General features: G+C 69.9%; 20 protein-coding genes. 10 read left to right on the forward strand and 10 right to left on the reverse strand.

The window, feature by feature from the left end:
* Nucleotides 1-259: 259 nt before the first annotated feature.
* Nucleotides 260-676: an RNHCP domain-containing protein gene (locus tag IE264_RS01570; protein ID WP_032758541.1), complete on the reverse strand. Its 417-nt coding sequence runs from the start codon at nt 674-676 to the stop codon at nt 260-262.
* Nucleotides 673-1,014 carry an RNHCP domain-containing protein gene (locus IE264_RS01575; RefSeq protein ID WP_032758577.1) on the reverse strand — a complete coding sequence of 114 codons (342 nt, stop codon included), beginning with the start codon at nt 1,012-1,014 and terminating at the stop codon, nt 673-675. Before IE264_RS01575 ends, IE264_RS01570 begins: the two co-directional genes overlap by 4 nt.
* A gap of 446 nt (nt 1,015-1,460) precedes the next feature.
* On the opposite strand from IE264_RS01575, the gene IE264_RS01580 reads away from it, so the two are divergent.
* The 5 genes from IE264_RS01580 (at nt 1,461) to IE264_RS01600 (ending at nt 6,427) form a co-directional block, all read left to right on the forward strand.
* Nucleotides 1,461-2,201 carry a class I SAM-dependent DNA methyltransferase gene (locus tag IE264_RS01580; protein WP_032758542.1) on the forward strand — a complete coding sequence of 247 codons (741 nt, stop codon included), beginning with the start codon at nt 1,461-1,463 and terminating at the stop codon, nt 2,199-2,201.
* 76 nt (nt 2,202-2,277) lie between these two features.
* Nucleotides 2,278-2,544 carry a hypothetical protein gene (locus tag IE264_RS01585; RefSeq protein ID WP_032758543.1) on the forward strand — a complete coding sequence of 89 codons (267 nt, stop codon included), beginning with the start codon at nt 2,278-2,280 and terminating at the stop codon, nt 2,542-2,544.
* A 565-nt stretch (nt 2,545-3,109) separates the two neighbouring features.
* Complete coding sequence (locus IE264_RS01590; protein WP_032758544.1) at nt 3,110-3,601, forward strand: hypothetical protein; 492 nt, start codon at nt 3,110-3,112, stop codon at nt 3,599-3,601.
* A gap of 825 nt (nt 3,602-4,426) precedes the next feature.
* On the forward strand, nt 4,427-4,897 hold the full coding sequence (locus tag IE264_RS01595; protein WP_229887339.1) for a hypothetical protein: 471 nt from the start codon (nt 4,427-4,429) through the stop codon (nt 4,895-4,897).
* Between the two features lie 300 nt (nt 4,898-5,197).
* On the forward strand, nt 5,198-6,427 hold the full coding sequence (locus IE264_RS01600) for an eCIS core domain-containing protein (RefSeq protein ID WP_229887342.1): 1,230 nt from the start codon (nt 5,198-5,200) through the stop codon (nt 6,425-6,427).
* A gap of 17 nt (nt 6,428-6,444) precedes the next feature.
* On the opposite strand, the gene IE264_RS01605 is transcribed toward IE264_RS01600, so the two are convergent.
* The 3 genes from IE264_RS01605 to IE264_RS01615 form a co-directional block, all read right to left on the reverse strand.
* The gene (locus tag IE264_RS01605; RefSeq protein WP_032758548.1) at nt 6,445-7,158 is read right to left on the reverse strand and encodes a bleomycin resistance protein; all 714 of its coding nucleotides are present in this window, start codon (nt 7,156-7,158) and stop codon (nt 6,445-6,447) included.
* Between the two features lie 101 nt (nt 7,159-7,259).
* On the reverse strand, nt 7,260-7,484 hold the full coding sequence (locus IE264_RS01610) for a DUF397 domain-containing protein (protein ID WP_032758549.1): 225 nt from the start codon (nt 7,482-7,484) through the stop codon (nt 7,260-7,262).
* Nucleotides 7,471-8,295, reverse strand: a complete 825-nt coding sequence (locus tag IE264_RS01615) for a helix-turn-helix domain-containing protein (RefSeq protein ID WP_032758550.1) — start codon at nt 8,293-8,295, stop codon at nt 7,471-7,473. The genes IE264_RS01610 and IE264_RS01615 overlap by 14 nt, the downstream gene beginning before the upstream one ends.
* Before the next feature lie 227 nt (nt 8,296-8,522).
* On the opposite strand from IE264_RS01615, the gene IE264_RS01620 reads away from it, so the two are divergent.
* Entirely contained in the window at nt 8,523-8,897 is a 375-nt protein-coding gene (locus IE264_RS01620) for a hypothetical protein (RefSeq protein WP_032758551.1), read from the forward strand.
* Here IE264_RS01620 and IE264_RS01625 read toward each other — a convergent pair.
* Together IE264_RS01625 and IE264_RS01630 are read right to left on the reverse strand one after the other, a co-directional pair.
* Nucleotides 8,870-9,376 carry a DUF6584 family protein gene (locus tag IE264_RS01625; protein WP_032758552.1) on the reverse strand — a complete coding sequence of 169 codons (507 nt, stop codon included), beginning with the start codon at nt 9,374-9,376 and terminating at the stop codon, nt 8,870-8,872. The two genes, IE264_RS01620 and IE264_RS01625, sit on opposite strands and share 28 nt — an antisense overlap.
* A 79-nt stretch (nt 9,377-9,455) precedes the next feature.
* Nucleotides 9,456-11,129, reverse strand: coding sequence for an MFS transporter (locus tag IE264_RS01630; protein ID WP_032758553.1), 1,674 nt, complete (start codon nt 11,127-11,129; stop codon nt 9,456-9,458).
* A gap of 120 nt (nt 11,130-11,249) precedes the next feature.
* Here IE264_RS01630 and IE264_RS01635 point away from each other — a divergent pair, with 120 nt between their 5' ends.
* The 3 genes from IE264_RS01635 (at nt 11,250) to IE264_RS01645 (ending at nt 15,555) form a co-directional block, all read left to right on the forward strand.
* The gene (locus IE264_RS01635) at nt 11,250-11,771 is read left to right on the forward strand and encodes a MarR family winged helix-turn-helix transcriptional regulator (RefSeq protein WP_032758554.1); all 522 of its coding nucleotides are present in this window, start codon (nt 11,250-11,252) and stop codon (nt 11,769-11,771) included.
* Nucleotides 11,772-11,825: 54 nt separating this feature from the next.
* Nucleotides 11,826-14,051 carry an SF1B family DNA helicase RecD2 gene (gene recD2, locus IE264_RS01640; RefSeq protein WP_032758555.1) on the forward strand — a complete coding sequence of 742 codons (2,226 nt, stop codon included), beginning with the start codon at nt 11,826-11,828 and terminating at the stop codon, nt 14,049-14,051.
* Nucleotides 14,052-14,265: 214 nt separating this feature from the next.
* On the forward strand, nt 14,266-15,555 hold the full coding sequence (locus IE264_RS01645; RefSeq protein ID WP_031122682.1) for a citrate synthase: 1,290 nt from the start codon (nt 14,266-14,268) through the stop codon (nt 15,553-15,555).
* A gap of 541 nt (nt 15,556-16,096) precedes the next feature.
* On the opposite strand, the gene IE264_RS01650 is transcribed toward IE264_RS01645, so the two are convergent.
* The 3 genes from IE264_RS01650 to IE264_RS01660 form a co-directional block, all read right to left on the reverse strand.
* The gene (locus tag IE264_RS01650) at nt 16,097-18,532 is read right to left on the reverse strand and encodes a heavy metal translocating P-type ATPase (RefSeq protein ID WP_190167562.1); all 2,436 of its coding nucleotides are present in this window, start codon (nt 18,530-18,532) and stop codon (nt 16,097-16,099) included.
* Between the two features lie 102 nt (nt 18,533-18,634).
* Complete coding sequence (locus IE264_RS01655) at nt 18,635-18,958, reverse strand: heavy-metal-associated domain-containing protein (RefSeq protein WP_015608606.1); 324 nt, start codon at nt 18,956-18,958, stop codon at nt 18,635-18,637.
* A 194-nt stretch (nt 18,959-19,152) separates the two neighbouring features.
* Entirely contained in the window at nt 19,153-19,911 is a 759-nt protein-coding gene (locus tag IE264_RS01660) for a TetR/AcrR family transcriptional regulator (RefSeq protein ID WP_032753346.1), read from the reverse strand.
* 157 nt (nt 19,912-20,068) lie between these two features.
* On the opposite strand from IE264_RS01660, the gene IE264_RS01665 reads away from it, so the two are divergent.
* Complete coding sequence (locus IE264_RS01665) at nt 20,069-22,432, forward strand: MMPL family transporter (RefSeq protein WP_032753345.1); 2,364 nt, start codon at nt 20,069-20,071, stop codon at nt 22,430-22,432.
* Nucleotides 22,433-22,540: the final 108 nt, after the last annotated feature.

Here is a 22,540-nt window from a genome sequence, read left to right on the forward strand (position 1 = left end):
GTAAAGGGCTGCAACCTTTACGTACCCTCCCGGGTCACACATGGCGTCGGGACTTCCGGGGAGGGGTCCGGGGGGAACGGGAAGGCCCGACGGGGGGAAAGCGAGGGGGGTCCGGCCGCGAGGCCGGGCCCCATTCCGCTTCTTGGGGCGACGGACCATGGCCCGGGGGCGGGGAACGCCCCATGGGTCAGGGGGCCAGAGGCCGCCCGGCGGTCACCGGACGGCCCCCGATCACGCCCACCTCATCGCGCCCGCCTGTTCACAGCGCGAGCAGGACCCGCGCCGGGATACCGGCGTCCGCGAGCGGCCGCAGCGCCAGCCGGATCAGGGCTAGCGCGTTGTCGTCGCCCGCGATGCGGTTGGCGCTCAGTTCGCCGCACGTCAGACAGTGGTGGATGAGCATCCACTCGCCGTCCGCCCGCACCGACAGGCTCAGCGCCGTCATCCGCCCGCCGCACCCCGCCGCCCGGTCTCCCGGCACCCGCCGGTCCACGTGCAGGCTGACGAGGCAGGACGGGCAGTGGTTGCGGTGGGCGGTGCCCGGCGCGACCACGGACACGTCGAGCCGGCAGCCGACGCACCGGAACGCGTCGCCGCGCGTCCCGGCAGGCCCGTGCAGTACGTCCTTCGCCCGCTGGGGGCGCCGCCCGGCCGTCCGGGCTCCGCGCCGCGTCACAGGTCACCGAACGCTTCGAGCGGGAAGGGCGGCTGGGCCAGTGGCCGCACGGCCATCCGCATCAGGATCAGCTGGTTGTCGTCCCCGCGGACCGGGTTCGAGGTCAGCTCGTCGCAACGGACGCAGCGATGGACGACCATCCAGTCACCGGTGCGGAGCACCGCGATGGAGATGGGTGTCATCCGGCCCTCGCAGTCGGATGGGCCGCCCTCGACGTGGTCGACGAGGTGCTGGGAGTGCAGGCAGCTGGGGCAGTGGTTGCGCCGGCCGCCGTCGGGCGCGGACGCGGCGACGGTCAGGCCGCAGCGGACGCAGGTGAAGGTGTCCAGCGAGGACATGGCTGAGCGGTGCTGGGGGTTGTCGTGTGACACCCGGATACTCCTTGCCGAAGGTGAGGAACAAAGCAGCAGGGAAGTACCGAGCACCCCTCGCGTCGGAGGCGTGGAGAAGGGCCGGAGGCCGTGGGTGCGTGGTGCGTCAGCAGTCGGTGGAAGGACGGCTGCCCATGCGGCGGTCAGGCCCGGTCGCCCCGGCGCCACAGGCGCGACGAGGGAGGCTCGGAATCACTGGCCGGGGCATACATCACTGCTTTCCAGGGCGCACGGCCCAGAGGTCACCCGCGGTCGGCACCGCGACGGAGGTGCGAGCACGGTAACAACGGGAACGGGAGACGGACCAGCGAATTACCCCGTCCCCGCTCGGCCCACTCCCACAGGCCCAGGCTCCCTTCCCCTTCGACTAATTGCGTCGACAGCGCCCTCGGCGCCCGGCAGGGTGGCCGTCCATGACGAGCAGCGAACTGTGGACCCGTGCGACCGCCGACCGCTACGACGCCGAGGAGGCCGAGAACTCCTCGGCCACCGCTCTCGGCCCAGCTCTGGCCTTCCTCGCCGAGCTGGCGGGGGACGGCCGGGCCCTGGAGTTCGCCATCGGGACCGGACGCGTGGGCGTTCCGCTCCGGGAACGCGGCGTACCGGTGGTGGGCATCGAACTGTCCGAGCACATGGCGGCGGTGCTGCGCCGCAAGGCCGACGAGGACACGCTCCCGGTGACCATCGGGGACATGGCGACCACGGTCGTCCCCGGCGGCTTCACCCTGGTCTACCTCGTCTACAACACCATCTCGAACCTGCTCACCCAGGACGAGCAGGTCGACTGCTTCCGCAACGCCGCACGCCATCTGGAGCCCGGGGGCCGATTCGTCATCGAGCTGCTCATGCCGCCGCTACGGTTTCTGCCGCCCGGCCAGACGGCGGTGCCGTTCGACGTCTCCGAGCGGCATCTCGGCTTCGACACCGTCGACCTGGTCGAGCAGATGCTCGTGTCCCACCACTTCACCCGTGACGGCGACGACGGCCGCTACCGCCGGGCCAACTCCCGTCACCGGTACGCCTGGCCGGCGGAGCTGGACCTGATGGCGAGGATCGCCGGCCTGGAGCTGGAACGCCGTGTCGCGGACTGGGACGGGGCGCCGTTCACGCAGGACTCGGCCAAGCACATCTCCGTATGGCGCAAGCCGGCCTGAAACAGGGCACGGCACCCTTCGTTCGAACCGGGCGACGATGGCGACTGCCTGAGCGCCCCCGGGGTATCCGTCGCACATGGCCTTCATGAAGCGTGTAGCTCTCGCCCCTCGCGCTGTACGTCAACTGCGCCGCGTCCGCTCGGTGTACACCGGCGGGATGGTGCTCTCCCTGCTGGGACTGGTCCTGCAGCTCGACCGCGACGGGGCCGGCCGGCAGACGGGGATCACGGCGGTCCTCCTGGTGGCGTTCACCGCTTTGCTCGGGCTGACGGTCGTTCAACTGTGGCGGCACACGAGGACGAGCCACTGCAGCACGGCTAAGAGGCTGACCCCGTCTGCCTGAGGACGCCGAAGGGCGTCCGCAACTGACCACGACCCCTGAACGCGTCCTCCAGGCAGGCCAGTCGGCTGGATCTCCTGATCTCGCGCTTCCAGCCGCTTTCCGACCGGAGGCACAGGGAGGGCCTGCTGGCCAGTAACCCCGGGGGGATGCTGCGGCTCGTCAGCCAGAGCATATGGAAGGAGCGGGACCGGGCGATTGCCGCTGAACGCGAACGGGCTGCCGCCCGCGACGCTCTCGACCCGGATGCGTCGCCTTGCGGAGCCGGACTCGCGATAGTCGACCGCAGGAGTGGGAGCGGGTGCCGCAGTGCGGTGATCCCGACTGTGGTGAGGTCACCCGCCGGCGGGATCGGGAGGACGAGGACGGGTTGCGGTCGTCGCCGTGGTGCCCGGTTTGTCACCCGGCGAAGCGGTTCTGGGTGCGCTTGTCCACAGGGTGACTCTTTTGGGCCCCGTCGCTGTTTTGGCTGTCTAGGCAGGTCAGGTACCCATCTGGCTGGTGTACCCAATGTGCCAATCTGGGATAACTGTGGACAACGGTAGACCTTTGAAGTACCTTCCAAGTCATGACCACAATGCCTGCAGAAGCGAACTTCTCGGAGCTCATCCAAAAGCCCAAGGACACCGTCGCGCGCATGCAGGTCAACGCCCGCCGCGGCCTTCTGCTCCACCGCCGCGACGAAGAGGACCTGTACCTCACCACCGCCGCGCGAGCCGACCAGGCCGTCCAGGTCGTCGAGTCCACCACCCGCATGTTCGTTGCTCTCCTCAAGGAGAGCCCCGCCGCCGTAGAGCTCCTGACCCGCGTATTCCCCGAGGCGTTCCCCTGGGTTCGTTTCCTCCCGCAGAAAGCCGTCCAGGAGTTCCTGCTGGAGTTCGTGGAAACCGCTCGGGCCAGCACCTCTCTCGGTAGCCTGGCCCCGATCACCACGGTGATCGCGGCTTGGAAGCACACGGCGGAGATCTACGCCGACCCCGAGCTGCATGCCACCCTCACCCAGGATCACGGGGAGGGCGACTTCGGAGACGTACCCATGTCCCCGTCGGAGGATGAGTGAGCTTAGGCAAGAACGATGACGTGCCTCCCCCGCCGGCCAAGTGTGAGTACCACATCAAGTTCGCCAACCGGTGCGCGGCTGTTGGCTGGAAACAGTTGATGCAGCAGATACCGGCGAATACGAACACCGCTTGGCAGCTGATGAGGAAGACGCCGTCGCCCGCTGTGGAGACGGACCGGCATCACCGGCTCAAGTACGAACTGGCCGAGGGTGTGCGGGAGCAAAGCGGCCCCCACCGGCTGGTGGGGGCCGCCGTGTGTCCGGGGGCAGCTGGTAAGCGCCGCGTTCCCGGAACACCCCCGCCCCTCCCGCTCCTGGCCGCCCTGGACCCCGGCACCGGAACACCCCCGCCTGCGCGGGGACCACGGGAAGAACGGCACCCACCCCCCGACTCAGCTCGGAACACCCCCGCCTGCGCGGGGACCACCCGAGCGCGTCCCCGCCCTCGGCCGGGAGCTCCGGAACACCCCCGCCTGCGCGGGGACCACTCTTTCTGACCTGCGCGTTTATAGGGTCTTTGTCATTCCTTGACCTACGGGCGCGTCTCTCACCCTTACATGGTGACAGAGCGAAAACTGTCCTCCTGAGATGGGCCGCCCGATGCCGAGTGAGCCGCCCGCATCGGCTAGCACCAGCCGCCACGTAGGCCGACGCGCGCGTCTCCCCGGTCCGGTGTGGATCAGCCGGTCATCCGGTGTTCCGACCGCCCGCCGAACACGGCGCTGGACAGCACCGATCTGTACGGGTGAAGGAATGGCCGATCGCAGCCATGGGCCACAACACCCGGCCCTACGCTGGATGTCCGCGCCGATCCTGGGAGCCATCGTGTCGGATCACACCCCGGACCATCCGCCGAAGACCCCACCCCCGCCCAAGCGCCCGATCTCCCCGCCCCGCCCGGAGACGAGCCTTGCGGCCACGGCGCGTGCCCAGATGCTGGTTCGGAACCGGCGGTCCGCGAACTGGCCGTTGGAGGCCGCCTCCTGGTCGCCCAAGAAGGCATCGGCCCACGTACTCCATCGCTTGCACGAGTGGGGCTACCGAGAAGTGGACCGAGCTGCGGGGGAGTTGACGGAGCTGCTGGTGCGCACAGCGGTGGCCGACGGCGGCCGCAAGGTGTCCGTCCACCTCGCGGACCAAGGCCGGCAGGCGCTGATCGTGGCTCTCTCCCACCAGCCGGTGCGCGAGGCTGCCGATGATGCGGTGCTGCCGGAACTGACCCGGCTGGGCGCGGTGTCCTGCGGAACGGACACTGCGGAGGACGGCCGACGGGTCTGGGCGGTACTTGACCTGTAGACGACCCGTCTGTCCGGCCGGACCCGCCCGGGCAGGGCAGTGGGCGGCCGGGCGTGCACGTCCACGAGGGCGCCCGTGGGTGCCCTCGGGTCTGCACTCGCAGCCCTTCACCACCGCAAGTGAGCCTGATAGAGCTGGATTTCGGGCAGCCGCGGGTGGTGCGGGTGCCGCGACGGGCAGGAGAGGCTTGTGCACGGTAGGACGCATGACCCGCGCAACGAAGAGGCGTCGCCGTCCAAGGCGCCCGACAGCAGGACCGGCCGTCTCCCGTCCGTGACGGATCACGAGGTCCGGGCCGACATGCCCCTGACTCCGGCAACGGCTGACGCCCTCCAGCGCTCCATCGGCAACGCGGCGGTCGCCCGGATGATCGAGCAGGAGCGGCACGTCCACGATCCCTCCTGCGGCCACCAGGACACCGCCACGGGTACGGGGTCCGAGGCCGCACCCGTACAGCGTTCCAGCGTGCACGACGTGCTGCGCTCCCCGGGGCGACCACTGGACGAACCGGTGCGCACGGAGATGGAGATGCGCCTGGGCGGGACATTCGACTCCGTACGCATCCACGACGGCGCCTCGGCCGCCCGGTCCGCCTCCGAGATCGGCGCCCGCGCCTACACCTCGGGCGACCACGTGGTGCTCGGCCGGGGCGGCACGGACAAGCACACCCTCGCGCACGAACTCACCCACGTGATCCAGCAGCGCCAGGGCCCGGTGGCCGGTACCGACACCGGATCGGGGCTGCGCGTCTCGGACCCCTCGGACCGCTTCGAGCGCGCGGCCGAGGCGAACGCCACGGCGGCCCTGAGCCGGCCCCTGCCCGCCGAGGCGGAGGCCTCGGCGGAACACCTCGTCCCGGGCTTCGCCCCCGTACAGCGCGCCGCATCGAAATCGGCGGGCCACTCGCACCCGGCGGTCCAGCGTGCCCCCGCCACCGTGGCGTCACAGGCGGCCCTCACCAACCTGCCGGCGGACGAGCAGGAAGGCGAGTGCGGCTACTTCGAACGCAGGCGGCAGCTGAGCGTCAACCCGCCCCAGCAAGGGCTGATCATCCAGGAGATCAACCGGGTCTTCGCCGTGGAGCAGTGGGACGGCTCGGCATGGACGGCCCTGCCCGCCGCGAACATCGACTCCTACGTCACGGCCAAGGCGTCGGACGTGTTCGCGACCGTCGGACGCTACTGGGAGCTGTGGCTCGTCGACGCACAGGGCAACGTCTCCGACGGAGGGGAGGACACCTTCTCCCTCGCCTCCATCATCCCGGGACGGAAACGCAAGGACACCACCCGGGGCACATACACGATCACGGGTGACGCAGCGTTCTATCCCACCACCGTGGCGCCGGCCACGCTCGGATTCACCCGGGGCGGGGCCGGTCCCGCCGGGGGCCTGTTCAGCACCCTGAGCGACCCGTCGGGCGCCATCGCGGCCAACGGACTGACCGCGACCGGCCAGCCGGTCCGCTGCCGGGTCCAGACCGCGTGGGACAGCTCGGCGGCGGACCGGTACTCGGTCGTCACCATGACCTGACCCCGCCGCCCCCCGGCTCACCCCCGCAGATCACCCAGCCGGGCCAGGGCATCGCGAGCCGTCTCCCGCTCCTCGGCGCTGAGTTGGACCGCCCCCGCCGCCTCCAGCCAGGCGCGGGCCGCCTCCGCATCCCCGACCCGCTGCGCGATGTCCCCGCGCATTACGAGCAGTTGGACCCGCTGCACCGGGGTCGGCTGCTCGCCCTCCAGATTCAGGACCCGGTCGATGATCCTGGCCGCCCCCGGATAGTCCTGCTTGGAGTCCGCGAACAGGTCCGCCATGTGCAGGGCGCGGGCGAAGGTCTCCTTCGGCGCGGAGGAGGCCTCCTCGGCGCTGTCGCCGCTGATCACCTGCCCCACCCGAATGGTGTTCCCGGTCGGGTCGGTCGTCAGGAACTGCCGTACCCCGTACGACATGTCCTTCAGCGGCCCGATCCGCGGCAGCCCGCGCGTCGGAATGCGCCCGTACGCCGCCTTGAGGCCCGCGCGGAACGCGGTGTGCAGGCCGTCGACGTCGTCGGTGAGCACGTAGCAGCTGGAGTGCGATGCGGCGGGGTCGTACTCCTTCATGCCGTACAGCTGGATCTCGACGGCTCCGCGCTCGACCACCGCGTACACGTACGGGCCCTTCTGCAGGTGCGTCGTCTCGAAGCCCAGGGCTGTGTAGAAGTCGACCACGGACTGGATCAGTTCCGTCCGGCAAGGCAGTAGCGGGATGGTCTTCTCAGTCATGACCCCGACCCTAGTCAAGTTTGAGTAGTCGGGTAATGGGGCATGACAACGGCCCCGTCAGGTCGGTGACCGTGACGGGGCCGCTGGAGGGTCGTCGTACGTCAGGCGGAGAGCTCGCCATGCTTGACGGCGGTGACGAACCGGGTCCAGCCCTGGGGGGAGAGGGCGAGCGCGGGGCCGGCGGGGGTCTTGCTGTCGCGTACGGGGACAGTGGCGTAACCGCGGGCGACCTCAAGGCACTCGCCCTGGTCTCCGCCGCTGTAGCTGGACTTGAACCAGCCCGTGAGCGTGGATGCGTCTGCAACGCTCCGCCTACTGCTGCCCATGTTCGTGCTCCTCCGCTGCGGCCCGCACGCGGGCCACCGACTCCTGGTGCGACAACGCATCGCTCAGAGCGAGATCGTAGGCCGTGCGGCTGGACGCCACCAAGCGCGGATCGTCCATCAAGTTGCCGGTCTGGAAGCCCTCGACGTACGCCACCGGAGCAGAGTCCGCGAAGTTCATCAGCGTCAACAGGCTCTGCTGGAGGGAGTGAGCCCCGGCCTCGAACGGCAGCACGTGTAGCCGCAGGCGTCCCGCCTCGGCCATATCCGCGATCTTCCGCAGCTGCCTGGCCATCACTTGCGGGCCGCCGACCCGCCGCCGCAGCACCGCCTCGTCCAGCAGGGTCCACAGCACCGGATTCATCGGGCCGTCCAGGACTCGGGCGCGCTCCGTTCGGATGACGACATCCTGGTCAACCTCCTCCCGGCGATGGTTGGGGCGGTATGCCTGGAACAGGGCACGTGCGTAGTCGTTCGTTTGCAGCAGGCCGGGCACGAGCGTCAGCGCGAACTGCTGGATGAGCACTGCTTGCAGCTCCAGCTCTGCCACCGCCGCGAAATGGTCGGTGTACTTGGTCTCCAGGTCCTGCAGCCACCGCTCGAAGAACCCGTCCGTCCCCAGTGCCCGGTCGATCCGCCGTGCGTCGTCCGGGCTCGGCAGCCGCCGCCCCGCCTCGTAGTGGCTGATGAGCGTCGGTGAGCAGACCACTTCCCGCGCCAGCGCCTCCTGCGTCATCCGGGCGGCCAGGCGTCGGAGCTTCAGCTCCTCCCCGTACTTCTGCCGTGCTGTACGCGGCCGTCCGTTCACCCTCATGCGCGCCCAACTCCTCGATCTGACCAGCCTGCCGTCATGCCCGACCCCCTAGCAGCGTAGCCACTCGCGACCCCACTCTGTGATGGGTTCGCTACGGAAAGAAGCGAACCTCATCCGTCCGAAGCGCAAGAAAGCAGGCCCCCCATGCAACACACCACCGCCCGGCCCCCGAACCCGCTGCCACCATCCCCGGGCCTTCGTCACGCCCTTGGAAGCGAGGCCGTCGCATGAGGGTGGTCGGTGGGCGGGATGCCTCCGTCGCGCGGCTGCTGCCGTGGACGGGTACGGGTGGCAAGCCCTGCTACGTCTTGGGGGACGGCACCGGATACGTGTCGCGGAGGGCCGACGAGGTGGAGGAGATCCAGCTCGACATGGCTTACGAGCTGCTCGGGCACGCCGACGGTCTGCTGGTCGAGCCCGGCGCCACCGCGCCGCAAATCCACTTCCTGGCCAGTCGGTTGAAAGAGTCTCTGGAGCAGGTCCAGCGGATCGCGGAGAGCAGGGGGTCCCGATTGGAGGCGGCGCTCTCTCAGCACGAAGCGCCCCAGTCCCAGTCCGAGTCCGAGTCCCAGCCTCAGTCGAACAGCGAGACCAGCCCGTAGACCCAGATCCCCAGGAAGACAACGGTCAGCAGCAGACACCCGCCGCCCGCCAAGGCATCGGCCAGCCGCCCGCTCTCCCGCGCGTCCCCCTTCACCTCCACCAGCCCGTCCCACGTGACCGGCCGCCCCAGGGTCTCCGAGGCGGCCTCCCGTACGGCAGCCAACTGCCCGGCGGCGAACGGTGTCGGCGCGTCCGACTCCGTGCCTCGCCAGGCAACGGCCCGCATCAGGCGTACGGCGTTGGCGTACCGCTCCTCGAAGGCCGCCGTCTCCTCCGGTGAGCGGTCCTCCTCCAGGTACATCCAGCGGCCGGCCTCCGCCGCATCCCCGTACAGGCGGTAGACCTCGGCCAGGCGGCGGCGCGGTGCGGGCTCGTGCGGGTAGGAGGAGACCAGCCCGCGCAGGCGCTGCCTCGCCACCGGTATGCGTCCGGCGGCGAGGTCCGCGTCCACGCGGGCCAGGGTGTCGTTCAGGGCCATGCGCTCATGATGGGGGCGGGGGAGGGGGACGTACGAGCGAGTTGTTCACCGGGCCGGGCCCGGGGGACGAGTGAGTTGTTCACCGGGCCGGGCCGTCCACCCCCTGCCGCTCCCTCCGTTCCTCCTCCGCCCGGTCACCCTTGGGGGCCTTCGGCGACATGAACAGCGTCGCCGCCAGCGCCAGGAGCAGCAGCCCCGCGCAGACGTACCCGGAGACCTGCACCCCCACCGCCATCGCCTCGCGCGCCGCCTCCGCCGCCGACGCCGTACGCGGGTCCTCCGCGAAGGCACCGATCACCGAACCGGCGCTCTCCGTGACGACATCGCCCAGCCGCTCCGCCTCCTCGGCGGCCACTCCCTCCCGGGTGAGGCGGTCGGTCATGCCGGACGCCAGCGTGCTGAAGAAGAGGGTCGTGAGGAGCGCGATGCCCAGCGCCGAGCCGAGTTCACGCGCCGCGCTCTGGATGCCCGAGCCCTGGCCGGCGCTACGGGACGGGACGTCCACCAGCACGATGTTGGTGACCTGCGCCGTGGCGAAGCCGACCCCCACCCCGTACACGAACAGCGCGATCGCGATCAGCCACCAGGCGCTGTCCGTCGAGGCGATCAGCGCCAGCATCGCCAGCCCCGCTGCCTCCAGGACCAGGCCGATCCGTACCTGGGCGAGGGCCGGGACCGTGGCCGACATGGGGAAGCTCGCTCCGGAGGCGGCGAAGCTGCCCGCGGCGAGGGCGACCAGGGCCAGGCCCGCCTGGAACGCGCTGTAGCCGAGGGCGAACTGCAGCCAGAGCGGCAGCACCGCGATGATGCCGAACTCGCCGAGCCCCACCATCAGCGTGACGAAGTTGCCGTTGCGGAACGAGCGGATGGAGAAGAGGCCGACGTCCATCAGCGGCTCGCCGCCCGACCGGCCGAGCGCCGCCTGCCGCCGCCAGAACGCCCCCAGGGCCAGGGCGGAGGCGAGGAAGGCCACCAGCACCGGTGAGGGGCCGTCGCTCCACGAGAAGCCCCCGATCTCCAGCGGCTCCGTCGTCATCAGCCAGCCGTGCGAGCGGCCCTCGATGAGGGCGTACGCGAGCAGGCCGAGGCCGGCCGCCGACAGCGCGGCTCCGACGCCGTCGATACGGCCCCGGGTGCGCGGCGACACGTCCAGATACAGCAGCCCGCCCGCCACGATCAGCGCGACGAGCGGGATGTTGATGCCGAAGGCCCAGCGCCAGGAGAAGTCCGCGAGCCGGCCGCCCAGCAGCGGGCCCACGGCCGCCGCCGCTCCGATGGTCGAGCCCCAGACGGCGAACGCCTGGCCACGGGCGCGGCCGGAGAACATGGCGTTCAGCAGGGCCAGGGAGGTGGGCAGGATCATCGCCCCGCCGATGCCCTGGGCGAACCGGGCGAGGATCAGCAGTCCGCCGCTGGGTGCGAGGGCGGCCAGCATGCTCGTCGCGCCGAACACGACGAGGCCCAGCAGGAAGATCCTGCGCGCGCCGTAGAGGTCGCTGAGGCGTCCGGTGACCAGGAGGAGGGCCGCGAAGGTGATCGCGTACGACTCCTGGATCCACTGGGCCTCGGACGAGCCGATGGAGAGGTCCTCGATGATCGGCGCGAGGATCACGTTGACGATCGTGATGTCCACGACGATCAGCGCGACGCCCAGGGCCACGGCGACGAGGCCGAGCCATTGGCGTACCGAGGGAGGGGTTTCCGCGGGCTCGGAAGGTGCGGAAGGTTCGGAAGGTGCGGAAGGTTCGGGCATGGCGCTTCGACTCCCTATTTTTGCTTTACCGCAAAGGTAAATAGCTTTGCGGTAAAGGTAAAATGCGCACGGTAGGTTGTCAAAGCGAGACCGGGAGCGGGAGAGAGGGTGGACAGAGCCATGGCCAACGCCGATGCGGGAGCCGACAGGGACGGCGGCAGCGACGACGCGACCCGCGTCGACCACCTCATGGACGGCCTGCGTGCGTTCGGAGCCAACTACACCGAGTTCACGCGCCGTTTCGCGACCTGGCTCGGGCTGCACTCCACCGACGCCGTGGCCCTGGTGGAGATCCTGTACGCCGAGGACAAGGGCACACCCCTCTCGCCCGCCCGCCTCAGTGAGCGCGTCTCGCTCTCCTCCGGCGCGACGGCCATCCTCCTCAAGCGGCTCGAACAGGCCGGGCACATCGTCCGCACCCGTGAGAGCACCGACCGCCGGGTCGTCACGCTGCGCAGCAGCCCCGACATCCGGCCGCGCGCCGAGGCGTTCTTCGGCCCGTACGCGGAACGGATGGCGGAGGTGATGGCCGCGTACTCACCGCAGGAGATCCAGCGGTTCGAGGACTTCATCGGTCATCTGAGCTCGACCATGGACACCCTGCTCGACAACGAGTACCGGGACGGCGGGCCCGCCGAGTAGGCGGCCTTCCGGGCTGCGAACCGCACTGTCAGTGGCACCCGGTAGCGTCGGGTCATGTCCAACATGGCCGTCATCGAAGGGGTCCTGGAGAGGATCACGTACGCCAACGAGGAGAACGGGTACACGGTCGCCCGCGTCGACACCGGGCGCGGCGCCGGCGATCTCCTCACGGTGGTCGGTGCGCTGCTCGGCGCGCAGGTCGGTGAGTCGCTGCGGATGGAGGGCCGTTGGGGCTCGCACTCGCAGTACGGCAAGCAGTTCACCGTCGAGAACTACACCACCGTCCTGCCCGCCACCATCCAGGGCATCCGCCGCTATCTCGGCTCCGGGCTGATCAAGGGCATCGGGCCGGTGATGGCCGACCGGATCACCACCCACTTCGGCGTCGACACCCTCGACATCATCGAGAACGAACCGAAGCGGCTCGTGGAGGTCCCCGGCCTCGGCCCCAAGCGCACGAAGATGATCGCGGCCGCGTGGGAGGAGCAGAAGGCGATCAAGGAGGTCATGGTCTTCCTCCAGGGCGTCGGCGTCTCCACCTCCATCGCCGTCCGCATCTACAAGAAGTACGAGGACGCCTCGATCTCCGTCGTGAAGAACCAGCCCTACCGGCTGGCCGCCGACGTGTGGGGCATCGGGTTCCTCACCGCCGACAAGATCGCCCAGGCGGTCGGCATCCCGCACGACAGCCCCGAGCGGGTCAAGGCCGGCCTGCAGTACGCCCTTTCCCAGTCCTCCGACCAGGGGCACTGCTACCTCCCCGAGGAGCGGCTCATCGCGGACGGGGTCAAGCTCCTCCAGGTCGACACCGGGCTCGTCATCGAGTGCCTGGCCGAGCTCGCCGCCGATCCGGAAGGTGTCGTACGGGAGAAGGTGCCGTCCCCGGAGGGCGGTGAGCCGATCACCGCCGTCTATCTGGTGCCGTTCCACCGGGCCGAGCTCTCCCTCGCCGGGCAGGTGCGGCGGCTGCTGCGGACCGGGGAGGACCGGATGGCGGCCTTCCAGGACGTGGACTGGGAGAAGGCGCTGGCCTGGCTCGCGACGCGTACGGGGGCCACGCTCGCGCCCGAGCAGGAGGAGGCCGTACGGCTCGCGCTCAGCCGGAAGGTGGCCGTCCTGACCGGCGGACCCGGCTGCGGGAAGTCGTTCACCGTACGGTCCATCGTCGAGCTGGCACGGGCCAAGCGGGCGAAGGTCGTGCTGGCCGCGCCCACCGGGCGGGCCGCCAAGCGGCTGGCGGAGCTGACGGGGGCCGAGGCGTCCACCGTGCACCGGCTCCTCGAACTGAAGCCGGGAGGGGACGCGGCGTACGACCGTGACCGTCCGCTGGACGCCGATCTGGTCGTCGTGGACGAGGCGTCGATGCTCGATCTGCTCCTCGCCAACAAGCTCGTGAAGGCGGTGGCACCCGGTGCCCACCTCCTCCTCGTGGGCGATGTCGACCAGCTGCCCTCGGTCGGGGCGGGGGAGGTGCTGAGTGACCTGCTCGCGGAAGGGAGCCCGGTCCCGGCCGTCCGGCTCACCCGGATCTTCCGTCAGGCCCAGCAGTCCGGTGTCGTGACGAACGCCCACCGGATCAACGCCGGGCAGCAGCCGCTCACCGAGGGGCTGAGCGACTTCTTCCTCTTCGTGGAGGACGAGACCGAGGACGCGGGCAAGCTCGCCGTGGATGTGGCGGCCCGCCGCATCCCGGCAAAGTTCGGCCTCGACCCCCGCCGTGACGTGCAGGTTCTCGCCCCGATGCACCGAGGCCCGGCGGGTGCGGGGAATCTGAACGGGCTGCTCCAGCAGGCCATCACCCCGGGCCGCCCCGACCTCCCCGAGAAGCGGTTCGGCGGCCGCGTCTTCCGGGTCGGCGACAAGGTCACCCAGATCCGCAACAACTACGACAAGGGCGAGAACGGCGTCTTCAACGGCACGGTCGGCGTCGTCACCGCCCTGGACGTGGACGAACAGAAGCTCACCGTCCGCACCGACGAGGACGAGGAGATCCCCTACGACTTCGACGAGCTGGACGAGCTGTCCCACGCCTACGCCATGACGATCCACCGCTCCCAGGGCAGCGAGTATCCGGCCGTCGTCATCCCCGTCACCAACAGCGCCTGGATGATGCTCCAGCGCAACCTGCTCTACACGGCCGTGACACGCGCCAAGAAGCTCGTCGTCCTGGTCGGGTCCCGTAAGGCGATCGGCCAGGCCGTCCGCACGGTTTCCGCAGGCAGACGCTGTACGGCGCTGGATTTCCGGCTCCGGGGCGGCTCGGGAGAAGACTTCGCGTGACCCCTGCACAAAAATGATCGATCAAATCGGTGGGAAACATCACGGAGGTCTTCCGGAACCGCAGTCAAGGGGGCAGGATGAGTAAGTTGGCGGCACTCAGTGCCGCCAGTAGGTCCAATGGACGACCCCGAGTGCACTCTCCTGAGCCGAATGGGGGAGGGTGGAGACAGTCAGGGCACCTCGAAGAAGAGGCACTACGTCGGTGAGGGATGACGTGAGCGACAACTCTGTAGTACTGCGGTACGGCGATGACGAGTACACCTACCCGGTGATCGACAGCACCGTCGGCGACAAGGGCTTCGACATCGGGAAGCTCCGGGCCAATACCGGCCTGGTGACGCTGGACAGCGGATACGGCAATACCGCCGCCTATAAATCCGCCATCACGTACCTCGACGGTGAACAGGGCATTCTGCGCTACCGCGGATACCCCATCGAGCAGCTCGCCGAGCGCTCGTCGTTCCTCGAGGTCGCGTACACGCTGATCAACGGCGACCTTCCCAAGGTCGACGAGCTGGCGACCTTCAAGAACGAGATCACCCAGCACACGCTGCTGCACGAGGACGTCAAGCGGTTCTTCGACGGCTTCCCGCGTGACGCCCACCCGATGGCCATGCTGTCCTCGGTCGTCAGCGCGCTGTCCACGTTCTACCAGGACAGCCACAACCCGTTCGACGAGGAGCAGCGCCACCTCTCGACGATCCGCCTGCTGGCGAAGCTGCCGACGATCGCGGCGTACGCGTACAAGAAGTCGATCGGGCACCCCTTCGTCTACCCGCGCAACGACCTCGGGTACGTCGAGAACTTCCTGCGCATGACCTTCTCGGTCCCCGCCCAGGAGTACGAGCTGGACCCGGTCGTCGTCTCGGCGCTGGACAAGCTGCTCATCCTGCACGCGGACCACGAGCAGAACTGTTCGACCTCCACCGTGCGTCTGGTCGGCTCCTCGCAGGCGAACATGTTCGCCTCGATCTCCGCCGGCATCTCGGCGCTGTGGGGCCCCCTGCACGGTGGCGCCAACCAGTCGGTGCTGGAGATGCTGGAAGGCATCCAGGCCAACGGTGGCGATGTCGACTCCTTCATCCGCAAGGTGAAGAACAAGGAGGACGGCGTCCGCCTGATGGGCTTCGGCCACCGGGTGTACAAGTCCTTCGACCCGCGCGCCAAGATCATCAAGGCTGCCGCGCACGACGTGCTGTCCGCGCTCGGCAAGTCCGACGAGCTGCTCGACATCGCGCTCAAGCTGGAGGAGCACGCGCTCTCCGACGACTACTTCGTCTCGCGCAACCTCTACCCCAACGTGGACTTCTACACCGGTCTGATCTACCGGGCCATGGGCTTCCCGACCGAGATGTTCACCGTGCTCTTCGCGCTCGGCCGCCTTCCGGGCTGGATCGCCCAGTGGCACGAGATGATCAAGGAGCCGGGTTCCCGCATCGGCCGCCCGCGCCAGATCTACACCGGCGAGGTCCTGCGCGACTTCGTCCCGGTCGAGGGCCGCTGACCCGGACCTCGTACCGACCCGGTCGAGGGCCGTTGACTCGGACCTCGCACCACCGCACCACCGGGTTCCGCACCACCCCGTAGTGCCCGGCCTCTTCGGCCGACTGCCTTCGCCCCGCGTACCGCGCTTCGCACAGAGCGCGGTGTCCGGGGCGATTCGGCGTTCAGGGCGAGCGTGAGGCCGTCCTGAACGCTGAGCGGCTGTGCATGCGAGAAACGCCCTGCCGCCAATCCCCCCACGGGTTGACGGTCAGGGCGCTTCCCATATCCCGGAGCGGATTCCCCCCACGGGATCCGGCCGGGCGTCTGCGGGGAGCCGAAGCTCCCGTTGTTGTGCTGCGGTCTGCCGGGGTACGTACGCACGGGAGGGCCGCTCAAAGCTCCCCGGTGCACGTGCCCCGGCTCAACGCTTGCCACAGGAGCGTCCCCCAAGACACTCCATCGGACGTCCCCCAAGACATCCTTGGCATCGCACTCTAAGACTCATGAACCCACCAGATGGTTACCCTGAGAACGGTGTGATCTAAATCTCTTTGTGGAAGTTACGTGAAGGCACGCAACCGAAGGCTGTTCGTGACGACGAACACGGACGAAAACGCCATGGCGGCTCCCGCGATCATAGGGTTGAGCAGGCCACTTGCAGCCAGGGGCAGTGCCGCGACGTTGTACCCGAAGGCCCAGACGAGGTTGCCCCTGATGGTGGAAAGAGTACGCCTGGAAAGACGGATTGCGTCAGCAGTCACCTTGAGATCTCCACGAACCAGCGTGAGGTCGCTCGCCTCGATCGCCGCATCCGTCCCGGTGCCCATCGCCAGCCCCAGATCTGCCGTCGCGAGGGCGGCGGCGTCGTTGACCCCGTCGCCGACCATGGCCACGCTCCGGCCCTCCGCCTGAAGGCGCTTGACGACGTCGACCTTGCCCTCGGGCATGACCTCCGCGTACACCTCGTCGATGCCCACCTCGCGGGCCACGGCATCGGCCACCGCCCGGTTGTCGCCGGTCAGGAGGACGGGCCGCAGTCCCAGGGCCCGTAGCTGGGCCACGGCGGCCGCGCTGCCGTCCTTGACGGCGTCGGCCACCCCCAGCACACCGCGCGCCTTTCCGTCCCAGGCGACGGCCACCGCTGTACGCCCCTGCTCCTGGGACTCCGCCAGGGCGGCGGTCAGCTCCGGAGGGAGGGCGATGCCCGCGTCGGCGAGGAGGCGGGGGCGGCCGACGAGGACGGTGTGCCCTTCGATCACGCCCTGGACGCCGAGTCCGGGGATGTTGGCGAAGTCTTCGGGGGTGGGGAGGGTGGCTCCGAGGCGGTCGGCCGCGCCTGTGGCGACGGCTTGGGCGATGGGGTGTTCGGAGGAGTGCTCCAGAGCCCCCGCCAGGCGCAGGACGGTGTTCTCGTCCGTGTCCTGGGCTGTGTGGACGGTGAGGAGGGTCATCTTGCCGGTGGTGACGGTGCCGGTCTTGTCGAGGACGATGGTGTCGACGCGGCGGGTGGTTTCGAGGACTTCGGGGCCTTTGATGAGGATGCCGAGTTGGGCGCCGCGGCCGGTGCCGACCATGAGGGCGGTGGGGGTGGCGAGGCCGAGGGCGCAGGGGCAGGCGATGATCAGGACCGCGACGGCGGCGGTGAACGCGGCGGTGGGCCCGGCGCCGCTGCCGAGCCAGAAGCCCAGGGTGCCGAGTGCGAGGGCGATGACGATGGGGACGAAGACGGCGGAGATGCGGTCGGCGAGGCGCTGGGCCGCTGCCTTGCCGTTCTGGGCGTCCTCGACGAGGCGGGCCATGCGGGCGAGCTGGGTGTCGGAGCCGATGCGGGTGGCTTCGATGACGAGTCGGCCGCCGGCGTTGATCGTCGCCCCGGTCACGGAGTCACCGGTGGTGACCTCCACGGGCACGGACTCACCGGTCAGCATCGACGCGTCCACGGCCGAGCTGCCCTCGACAACCGTCCCGTCGGTGGCGATCTTCTCCCCGGGGCGCACGACGAAACGGTCACCGACGACGAGCCGGTCGGCTCGGACGCGTACCTCCGTACCGCTTCTGAGTACGGTGACGTCCTTGGCGCCCAGGTGCATCAGCGCCCGCAGCGCGGCCCCGGACTTCCGCTTCGCGCGCGCCTCCAGGTAGCGGCCCAGCAGGATGAAGGTGATGACCCCGGCCGCGACCTCCAGGTAGATCGTGGAGCTCGCGTCGGCGCGCGAGACGGTGAGGTCGAACCCGTGCCGCATGCCCGGCATCCCCGCGTCCCCGAGGAACAGGGCCCACAGCGACCAGCCGAAGGCGGCGAGAGTGCCCATCGAGACGAGGGTGTCCATGGTGGCGGCGCCGTGCCGGAGGTTGGTCCAGGTGGCGCGGTGGAAGGGCAGGCCACCCCAGACGACGACGGGGGCGGCGAGGGAGAGGGAGAGCCACTGCCAGTTGTCGAACTGGAGCGCGGGGACCATGGCGAGCAGGACGACGGGGACGCTGAGCACGGCGGAGACGATGAGCCGTTGCCGTAGCGCGGCGAGGGAGGAGGCCTGTTCCGCTTCGGCGGCTGCCGCCGATACGTCGGCGGGGGTGGGGTCGGGGTCGGTGGCCTGCTCGGGCTCCTGCCGGTACTCGGGGCCCGGCTCCGGCTGGGGCCGCTGTCCGGGTCCCTGCTCCGGAGCGGGTCCCTGCTCGGGCGTCGGCTTCCCTCCCGGGTCCCCTCCCGGGTCCCCTCCCGGTTTCCCTCCCGGTTCCCGCTCCGGGGGTGCGATGGGGCGGGCCGTGTAGCCGGTCTTCTCGACCGTCGCGACGAGGTCCGCCAGTTCCAGACCCTCCGCGAAAGTGACACGCGCCTTCTCGGTCGCGTAGTTCACCGTGGCGGTGACGCCGTCCATCCGGTTGAGCTTCTTCTCGACGCGGGCGGCGCACGAGGCGCACGTCATGCCGCCGATCATGAGCTCGGCCCCGGTGGCGTTCGCGGCCGGGGTCCCGGCTGCTGCTGTGCTGGCCATGTCCGAACTCCTGGGTAACGCAGGTCGGGCCGTACCTCACCAGTATCTGCTGGCAGGCCCGGCCCGACGGTAAAAGAGTGGAGCGATGTGGAGCGCGGGCGCTCAGGCGGCCCGGCCGACGAGCTCGTAACCGGCCTCGTCGACGGCGGCGCGTACGGCGTCCTCGGTCAGCGGGGCCTTGGAGGAGACCGTGACGCGGCCGGTGGAGGCGACGGCCTCGACGGACGTCACGCCCCCGAGGGCGGAGATCTCCTCCGACACGGCGCCTTCGCAGTGGCCGCAGGTCATGCCCTTCACCTCGTACACCGTGGTCACCGAGTCCGTCGCCTCGATCTGCACGTCGGCGGCGCCGCCGTCGTGGCAGGAACCGGTGGGCGAGCAGCAGGAGCCGGTGGACTGGGTGGTGGTCTCGGTCTCGGCGGTCATGGCGTTCTCCTCTTCGGCGGACACGAAGTTCGTCGGCGTTCGTCAGCGCGTCTTCGGTCGACACGTTCTGTAGGTATACGAGTGTGGCGCAAGGGGCCACAGGGGAGCCCGGGGCGCCTCACTCACTCCATACTATACCCCTAGGGGGTATTTGTGGGAGCCGGGCGCGCCGGGTGCTGCCGACGGTGCCCGCTCTAGGGAGTGCGGCCCTGGTGGGGCTGCGGGGCCTGGCAGTTCTTCGTGGCCTGGTGGGGCGAGTCGTCGCCGAGCAGGGGGTCCAGGTAGCGGAACATGATCGTCTTCAGCTCCCGGATGTAGGCGTCGCGCTCCTCGCCCTCGTGGGCCATGATCAGGTCGAGTCCGGCCTTGAACGCCATGAAAGCCATGTCGGCGACGCGGTGGACCTGAGCGGCGGGCACGTCCGGGAGGTAGCCGGCGAGGATCTCTTCGACCCGGCTCAGCATGGTGGCGTGCAGGGTGTCGTGCTCCTCGGTGATCCGGCCGGGGATCTCCGAACCGTGCATGAGGACGAAGAACGCCGGGTTCTCGCAGTTGAACGCGATGAGCGGGTCGAGGACGGCGTCCAGCATCCGGTCGAGCGGCAGCTCGGTGTGGGTCTGGTCGAAGGCGGCGCCGTACGTGTGGCGCCAGCGGTTGAGGAGCTGGTCGCCGAGCTCTACGGCGATGGCCTCCTTGTTCGGGAAGAACTGGTAGAGCGTGCCCGGTGAGACGCCGGCCTCGCGGGCGATGGCGTTGGTGCTGGAGGCGGTGTAGCCGCTGGTGCAGAAGACGCTGGCCGCCGCCTGGAGCAGCTGGGCGATGCGGGCCTCGCCGCGGGCCTGGCGGCGGCGAGGGCGGGTCGTCCCCGCGCTGCCCTCCGTCGCCCCGCCGGCCGCGGGTTTTCCGGCTGCGCCGTCCCCTGCGGCGCCCTTCTTGGCTCTGGCCTCCGGCACGGCAATCCCCAGCTTTCATGATGCGTTTGACAAACGCGAGTGCTCGCTCGCATTCTTGTGAAACGCGAGCGACTACTCGTGTTTGCCAGTGTAAGTGGCAATGACTGACCCATGCTGCCTTGTGCTGCCCGGGTCTCGGTGAAGGGGACACCGCACCATGTCCGAAGTCAACGGTCCACCCGGTTCGCCCGGCCCGCAGTCCGTGCGGACCGGTCCGCAGCCTGTCGGGCCCGCTCGGCAGCGCGTCGGTCCCGCTCCGCAGCGCATCGGGGGCTGGACCCGGTTCGTCACCGCCAGGCCCCGGCTCGCCCTGCTGGCCGCCCTGGTGATCACCGCCCTCGCCGTGTTCGCCGGGAGCGGGGTGGCCGACCGGATGGGCAGCGGTGGCTGGCAGGCCCCCGACGCCGAGTCGTCCTACGCGACCGAGGCCCTGGAGCGGGAGTTCCCCGCCTCGCAGCCCAACCTGCTCCTGCTGGTGGAGAGCGGCACCGCATCCGTCGACGATCCGGCGGTGGCCGCCGAGGCCGCACGGCTCACCGAGCGGCTCGCCGCCGAGCAGGGCATATCCGGAGTCACCTCGTACTGGGAGACGGAGTCGCCCGCCCTGCGCGCCGAGGACGGCCGCGAGGCGCTCATCGCGGCCCGGATAGGGGGCGACGAGACGGAGGCGGGCGAGACGCTCGAACGGATCGCTCCCGCCTTCGCGGGGGAGAACGGCCCGGTGAAGGTCTCGATCGGCGGGCCCGTCGCCGTCCAGCACGAGATGCAGACGATCATCCAGGAGGACCTGCTGCGGGCCGAGCTCATCGCCCTGCCGGTGACGCTCGTCCTGCTGGTCATGGTCTTCGGCAGTGCGATCGCCGCCATGCTGCCGCTCCTCGTCGGCATCGTCGCCATCCTCGGCACCAACGCCGTGCTGCGCGGTCTGACCGAGTTCACCGATGTCTCGGTCTTCGCGATGAACCTCACCACGGCCCTCGGCCTCGGACTGGCCATCGACTACGCGCTGTTCATCGTCCGGCGCTTCCGCGAGGAGCTCGACGCCGGAGCCGACACCCGGACGGCCGTCGGCACCACGCTGCGCACGGCCGGCCGCACGGTGCTCTTCTCCGCGCTGACCGTGGCGGTGTCCCTGTCGGCGATGCTCGTCTTCCCGCAGTACTTCCTGCGGTCCTTCGCCTACGCCGGGATCGCCGTGGTCCTGCTGGCCGCGGCCGCCGCACTGATCCTGCTGCCCGCGGCGCTCATGCTGCTGGGCCCCCGGGTCAACGCGCTCGACCTGCGCCGCCTGCTGCGCCGCGGGAAGAGGAAGGCGGCCGCGGAAGCCGCTGCCGAGGAGACCGGCAAGGGGTGGGCGCGCTTCGCCGAGCTGGTGATGCGCCGGGCACCTGTCTTCGCCATCGTCACCACGGTGGGCCTCGTCCTCCTCGGACTGCCCTTCCTCGGCGTCAAGTTCGGTACGGCGGACGACCGCCAGCTCCCCGCCGGCGCCGAGTCCCGGGTCGTCCAGGAGCACATCCGCGACGGCTTCCCCGGCAGCCCCGGCGGCGGCCTGGAGATGCTGGTCGAGGGGGAGGGGACACCCGCCGCGTACGCAGCCCTCAAGGACCGGATCGAGAAGGTCCCGGGCGTGCTGCGCGTCGAGGGCCCGGTCGCGGCGGACGCGACCGCGTACTTCAGCGTGCTGCCGGAGGGCCAGGCGGTCGGTGAGGAGACCCAGCAGCTCGTACGGGACCTGCGCGCGATGCCCGCCGACTCCTTCGACACCTCGGTGACGGGCACGGCGGCGGTCCTGGTCGACTCCAAGGACGCCATCGCGGACCGGCTGCCCTGGGCGATCGGCATCATCGTGGTGGTGACGCTGCTCCTGGTCTTCCTGCTCACCGGCAGTGTGCTCATCCCGATCCAGGCGGTCCTGCTCAACGCCCTCAGCCTGACGGCGATGTTCGGGGCGGTGGTCTGGGTCTTCCAGGACGGGAACCTCTCCGGGATCCTCGCCTTCACCAGTACCGGAGACATCGAGACGACCCTGCCCGTCCTGATGTTCTGCGTGGCCTTCGGGCTCTCCATGGACTACGGCGTCTTCCTGCTCTCCCGCATCAAGGAGGAGTACGACCGGACCGGCGACCACGAACGCTCGGTCACCTTCGGACTCTCCCGCACCGGCGGACTGATCACCGCGGCCGCCGTGATCCTCGCGGTCGTGATGGTCGCCATAGGCACCTCACGGGTCACCAACACCAAGATGCTGGGGCTCGGGATCGCCCTCGCCGTCCTCATGGACGCCATGGTGATCCGCAGCCTGCTGGTCCCCGCCGTGATGAAGCTGACGGGCCGCGCCACCTGGTGGGCGCCCAAGCCGCTGCGCGCCTTCCACCAGAGGTTCGGCCTCAGCGAAGGGGAGTCGGCCCCGGCCGCCTCCGGCACGAAGGGTGAGCCCGGCGGCCCGGGGGAGCCCACGGCCGACGGGGAGATACCCGAGGGCGCCCGGGGCGGGGAGAAGGTCACCACGGGGGCGTAGGCCAGTGGCTTCTTCCGGGCCATCCTCCAGGGCGCCTTGCTCTCCCGCCCGGCCCGAGACCCGTTGAGAAACGGGTCTCGGGCCGGGCGGGAGAGGCCTCCTGACGCC

Origin of the sequence: Streptomyces microflavus (genome assembly GCF_014650075.1) — a bacterium.
Lineage (GTDB): Bacteria > Actinomycetota > Actinomycetes > Streptomycetales > Streptomycetaceae > Streptomyces > Streptomyces microflavus.

Excerpts from the sequence above, each read along its gene's own strand:
- IE264_RS01635 (WP_032758554.1), top strand. The coding sequence starts at position 11,250 with ATGGCCAACGCCGATGCGGGAGCCGACAGGGACGGCGGCAGCGACGAC.
- IE264_RS01600 (WP_229887342.1), top strand. The coding sequence starts at position 5,198 with ATGCCCCTGACTCCGGCAACGGCTGACGCCCTCCAGCGCTCCATCGGC.
- IE264_RS01615 (WP_032758550.1), bottom strand. The coding sequence starts at position 8,295 with ATGAGGGTGAACGGACGGCCGCGTACAGCACGGCAGAAGTACGGGGAG.
- IE264_RS01620 (WP_032758551.1), top strand. The coding sequence starts at position 8,523 with ATGAGGGTGGTCGGTGGGCGGGATGCCTCCGTCGCGCGGCTGCTGCCG.
- IE264_RS01650 (WP_190167562.1), bottom strand. The coding sequence starts at position 18,532 with ATGGCCAGCACAGCAGCAGCCGGGACCCCGGCCGCGAACGCCACCGGG.
- IE264_RS01575 (WP_032758577.1), bottom strand. The coding sequence starts at position 1,014 with ATGTCCTCGCTGGACACCTTCACCTGCGTCCGCTGCGGCCTGACCGTC.
- IE264_RS01610 (WP_032758549.1), bottom strand. The coding sequence starts at position 7,484 with ATGGGCAGCAGTAGGCGGAGCGTTGCAGACGCATCCACGCTCACGGGC.
- IE264_RS01625 (WP_032758552.1), bottom strand. The coding sequence starts at position 9,376 with ATGGCCCTGAACGACACCCTGGCCCGCGTGGACGCGGACCTCGCCGCC.
- IE264_RS01585 (WP_032758543.1), top strand. The coding sequence starts at position 2,278 with ATGGCCTTCATGAAGCGTGTAGCTCTCGCCCCTCGCGCTGTACGTCAA.
- IE264_RS01665 (WP_032753345.1), top strand. The coding sequence starts at position 20,069 with ATGTCCGAAGTCAACGGTCCACCCGGTTCGCCCGGCCCGCAGTCCGTG.
- IE264_RS01655 (WP_015608606.1), bottom strand. The coding sequence starts at position 18,958 with ATGACCGCCGAGACCGAGACCACCACCCAGTCCACCGGCTCCTGCTGC.
- recD2 (WP_032758555.1), top strand. The coding sequence starts at position 11,826 with ATGTCCAACATGGCCGTCATCGAAGGGGTCCTGGAGAGGATCACGTAC.
- IE264_RS01580 (WP_032758542.1), top strand. The coding sequence starts at position 1,461 with ATGACGAGCAGCGAACTGTGGACCCGTGCGACCGCCGACCGCTACGAC.
- IE264_RS01590 (WP_032758544.1), top strand. The coding sequence starts at position 3,110 with ATGACCACAATGCCTGCAGAAGCGAACTTCTCGGAGCTCATCCAAAAG.
- IE264_RS01605 (WP_032758548.1), bottom strand. The coding sequence starts at position 7,158 with ATGACTGAGAAGACCATCCCGCTACTGCCTTGCCGGACGGAACTGATC.
- IE264_RS01630 (WP_032758553.1), bottom strand. The coding sequence starts at position 11,129 with ATGCCCGAACCTTCCGCACCTTCCGAACCTTCCGCACCTTCCGAGCCC.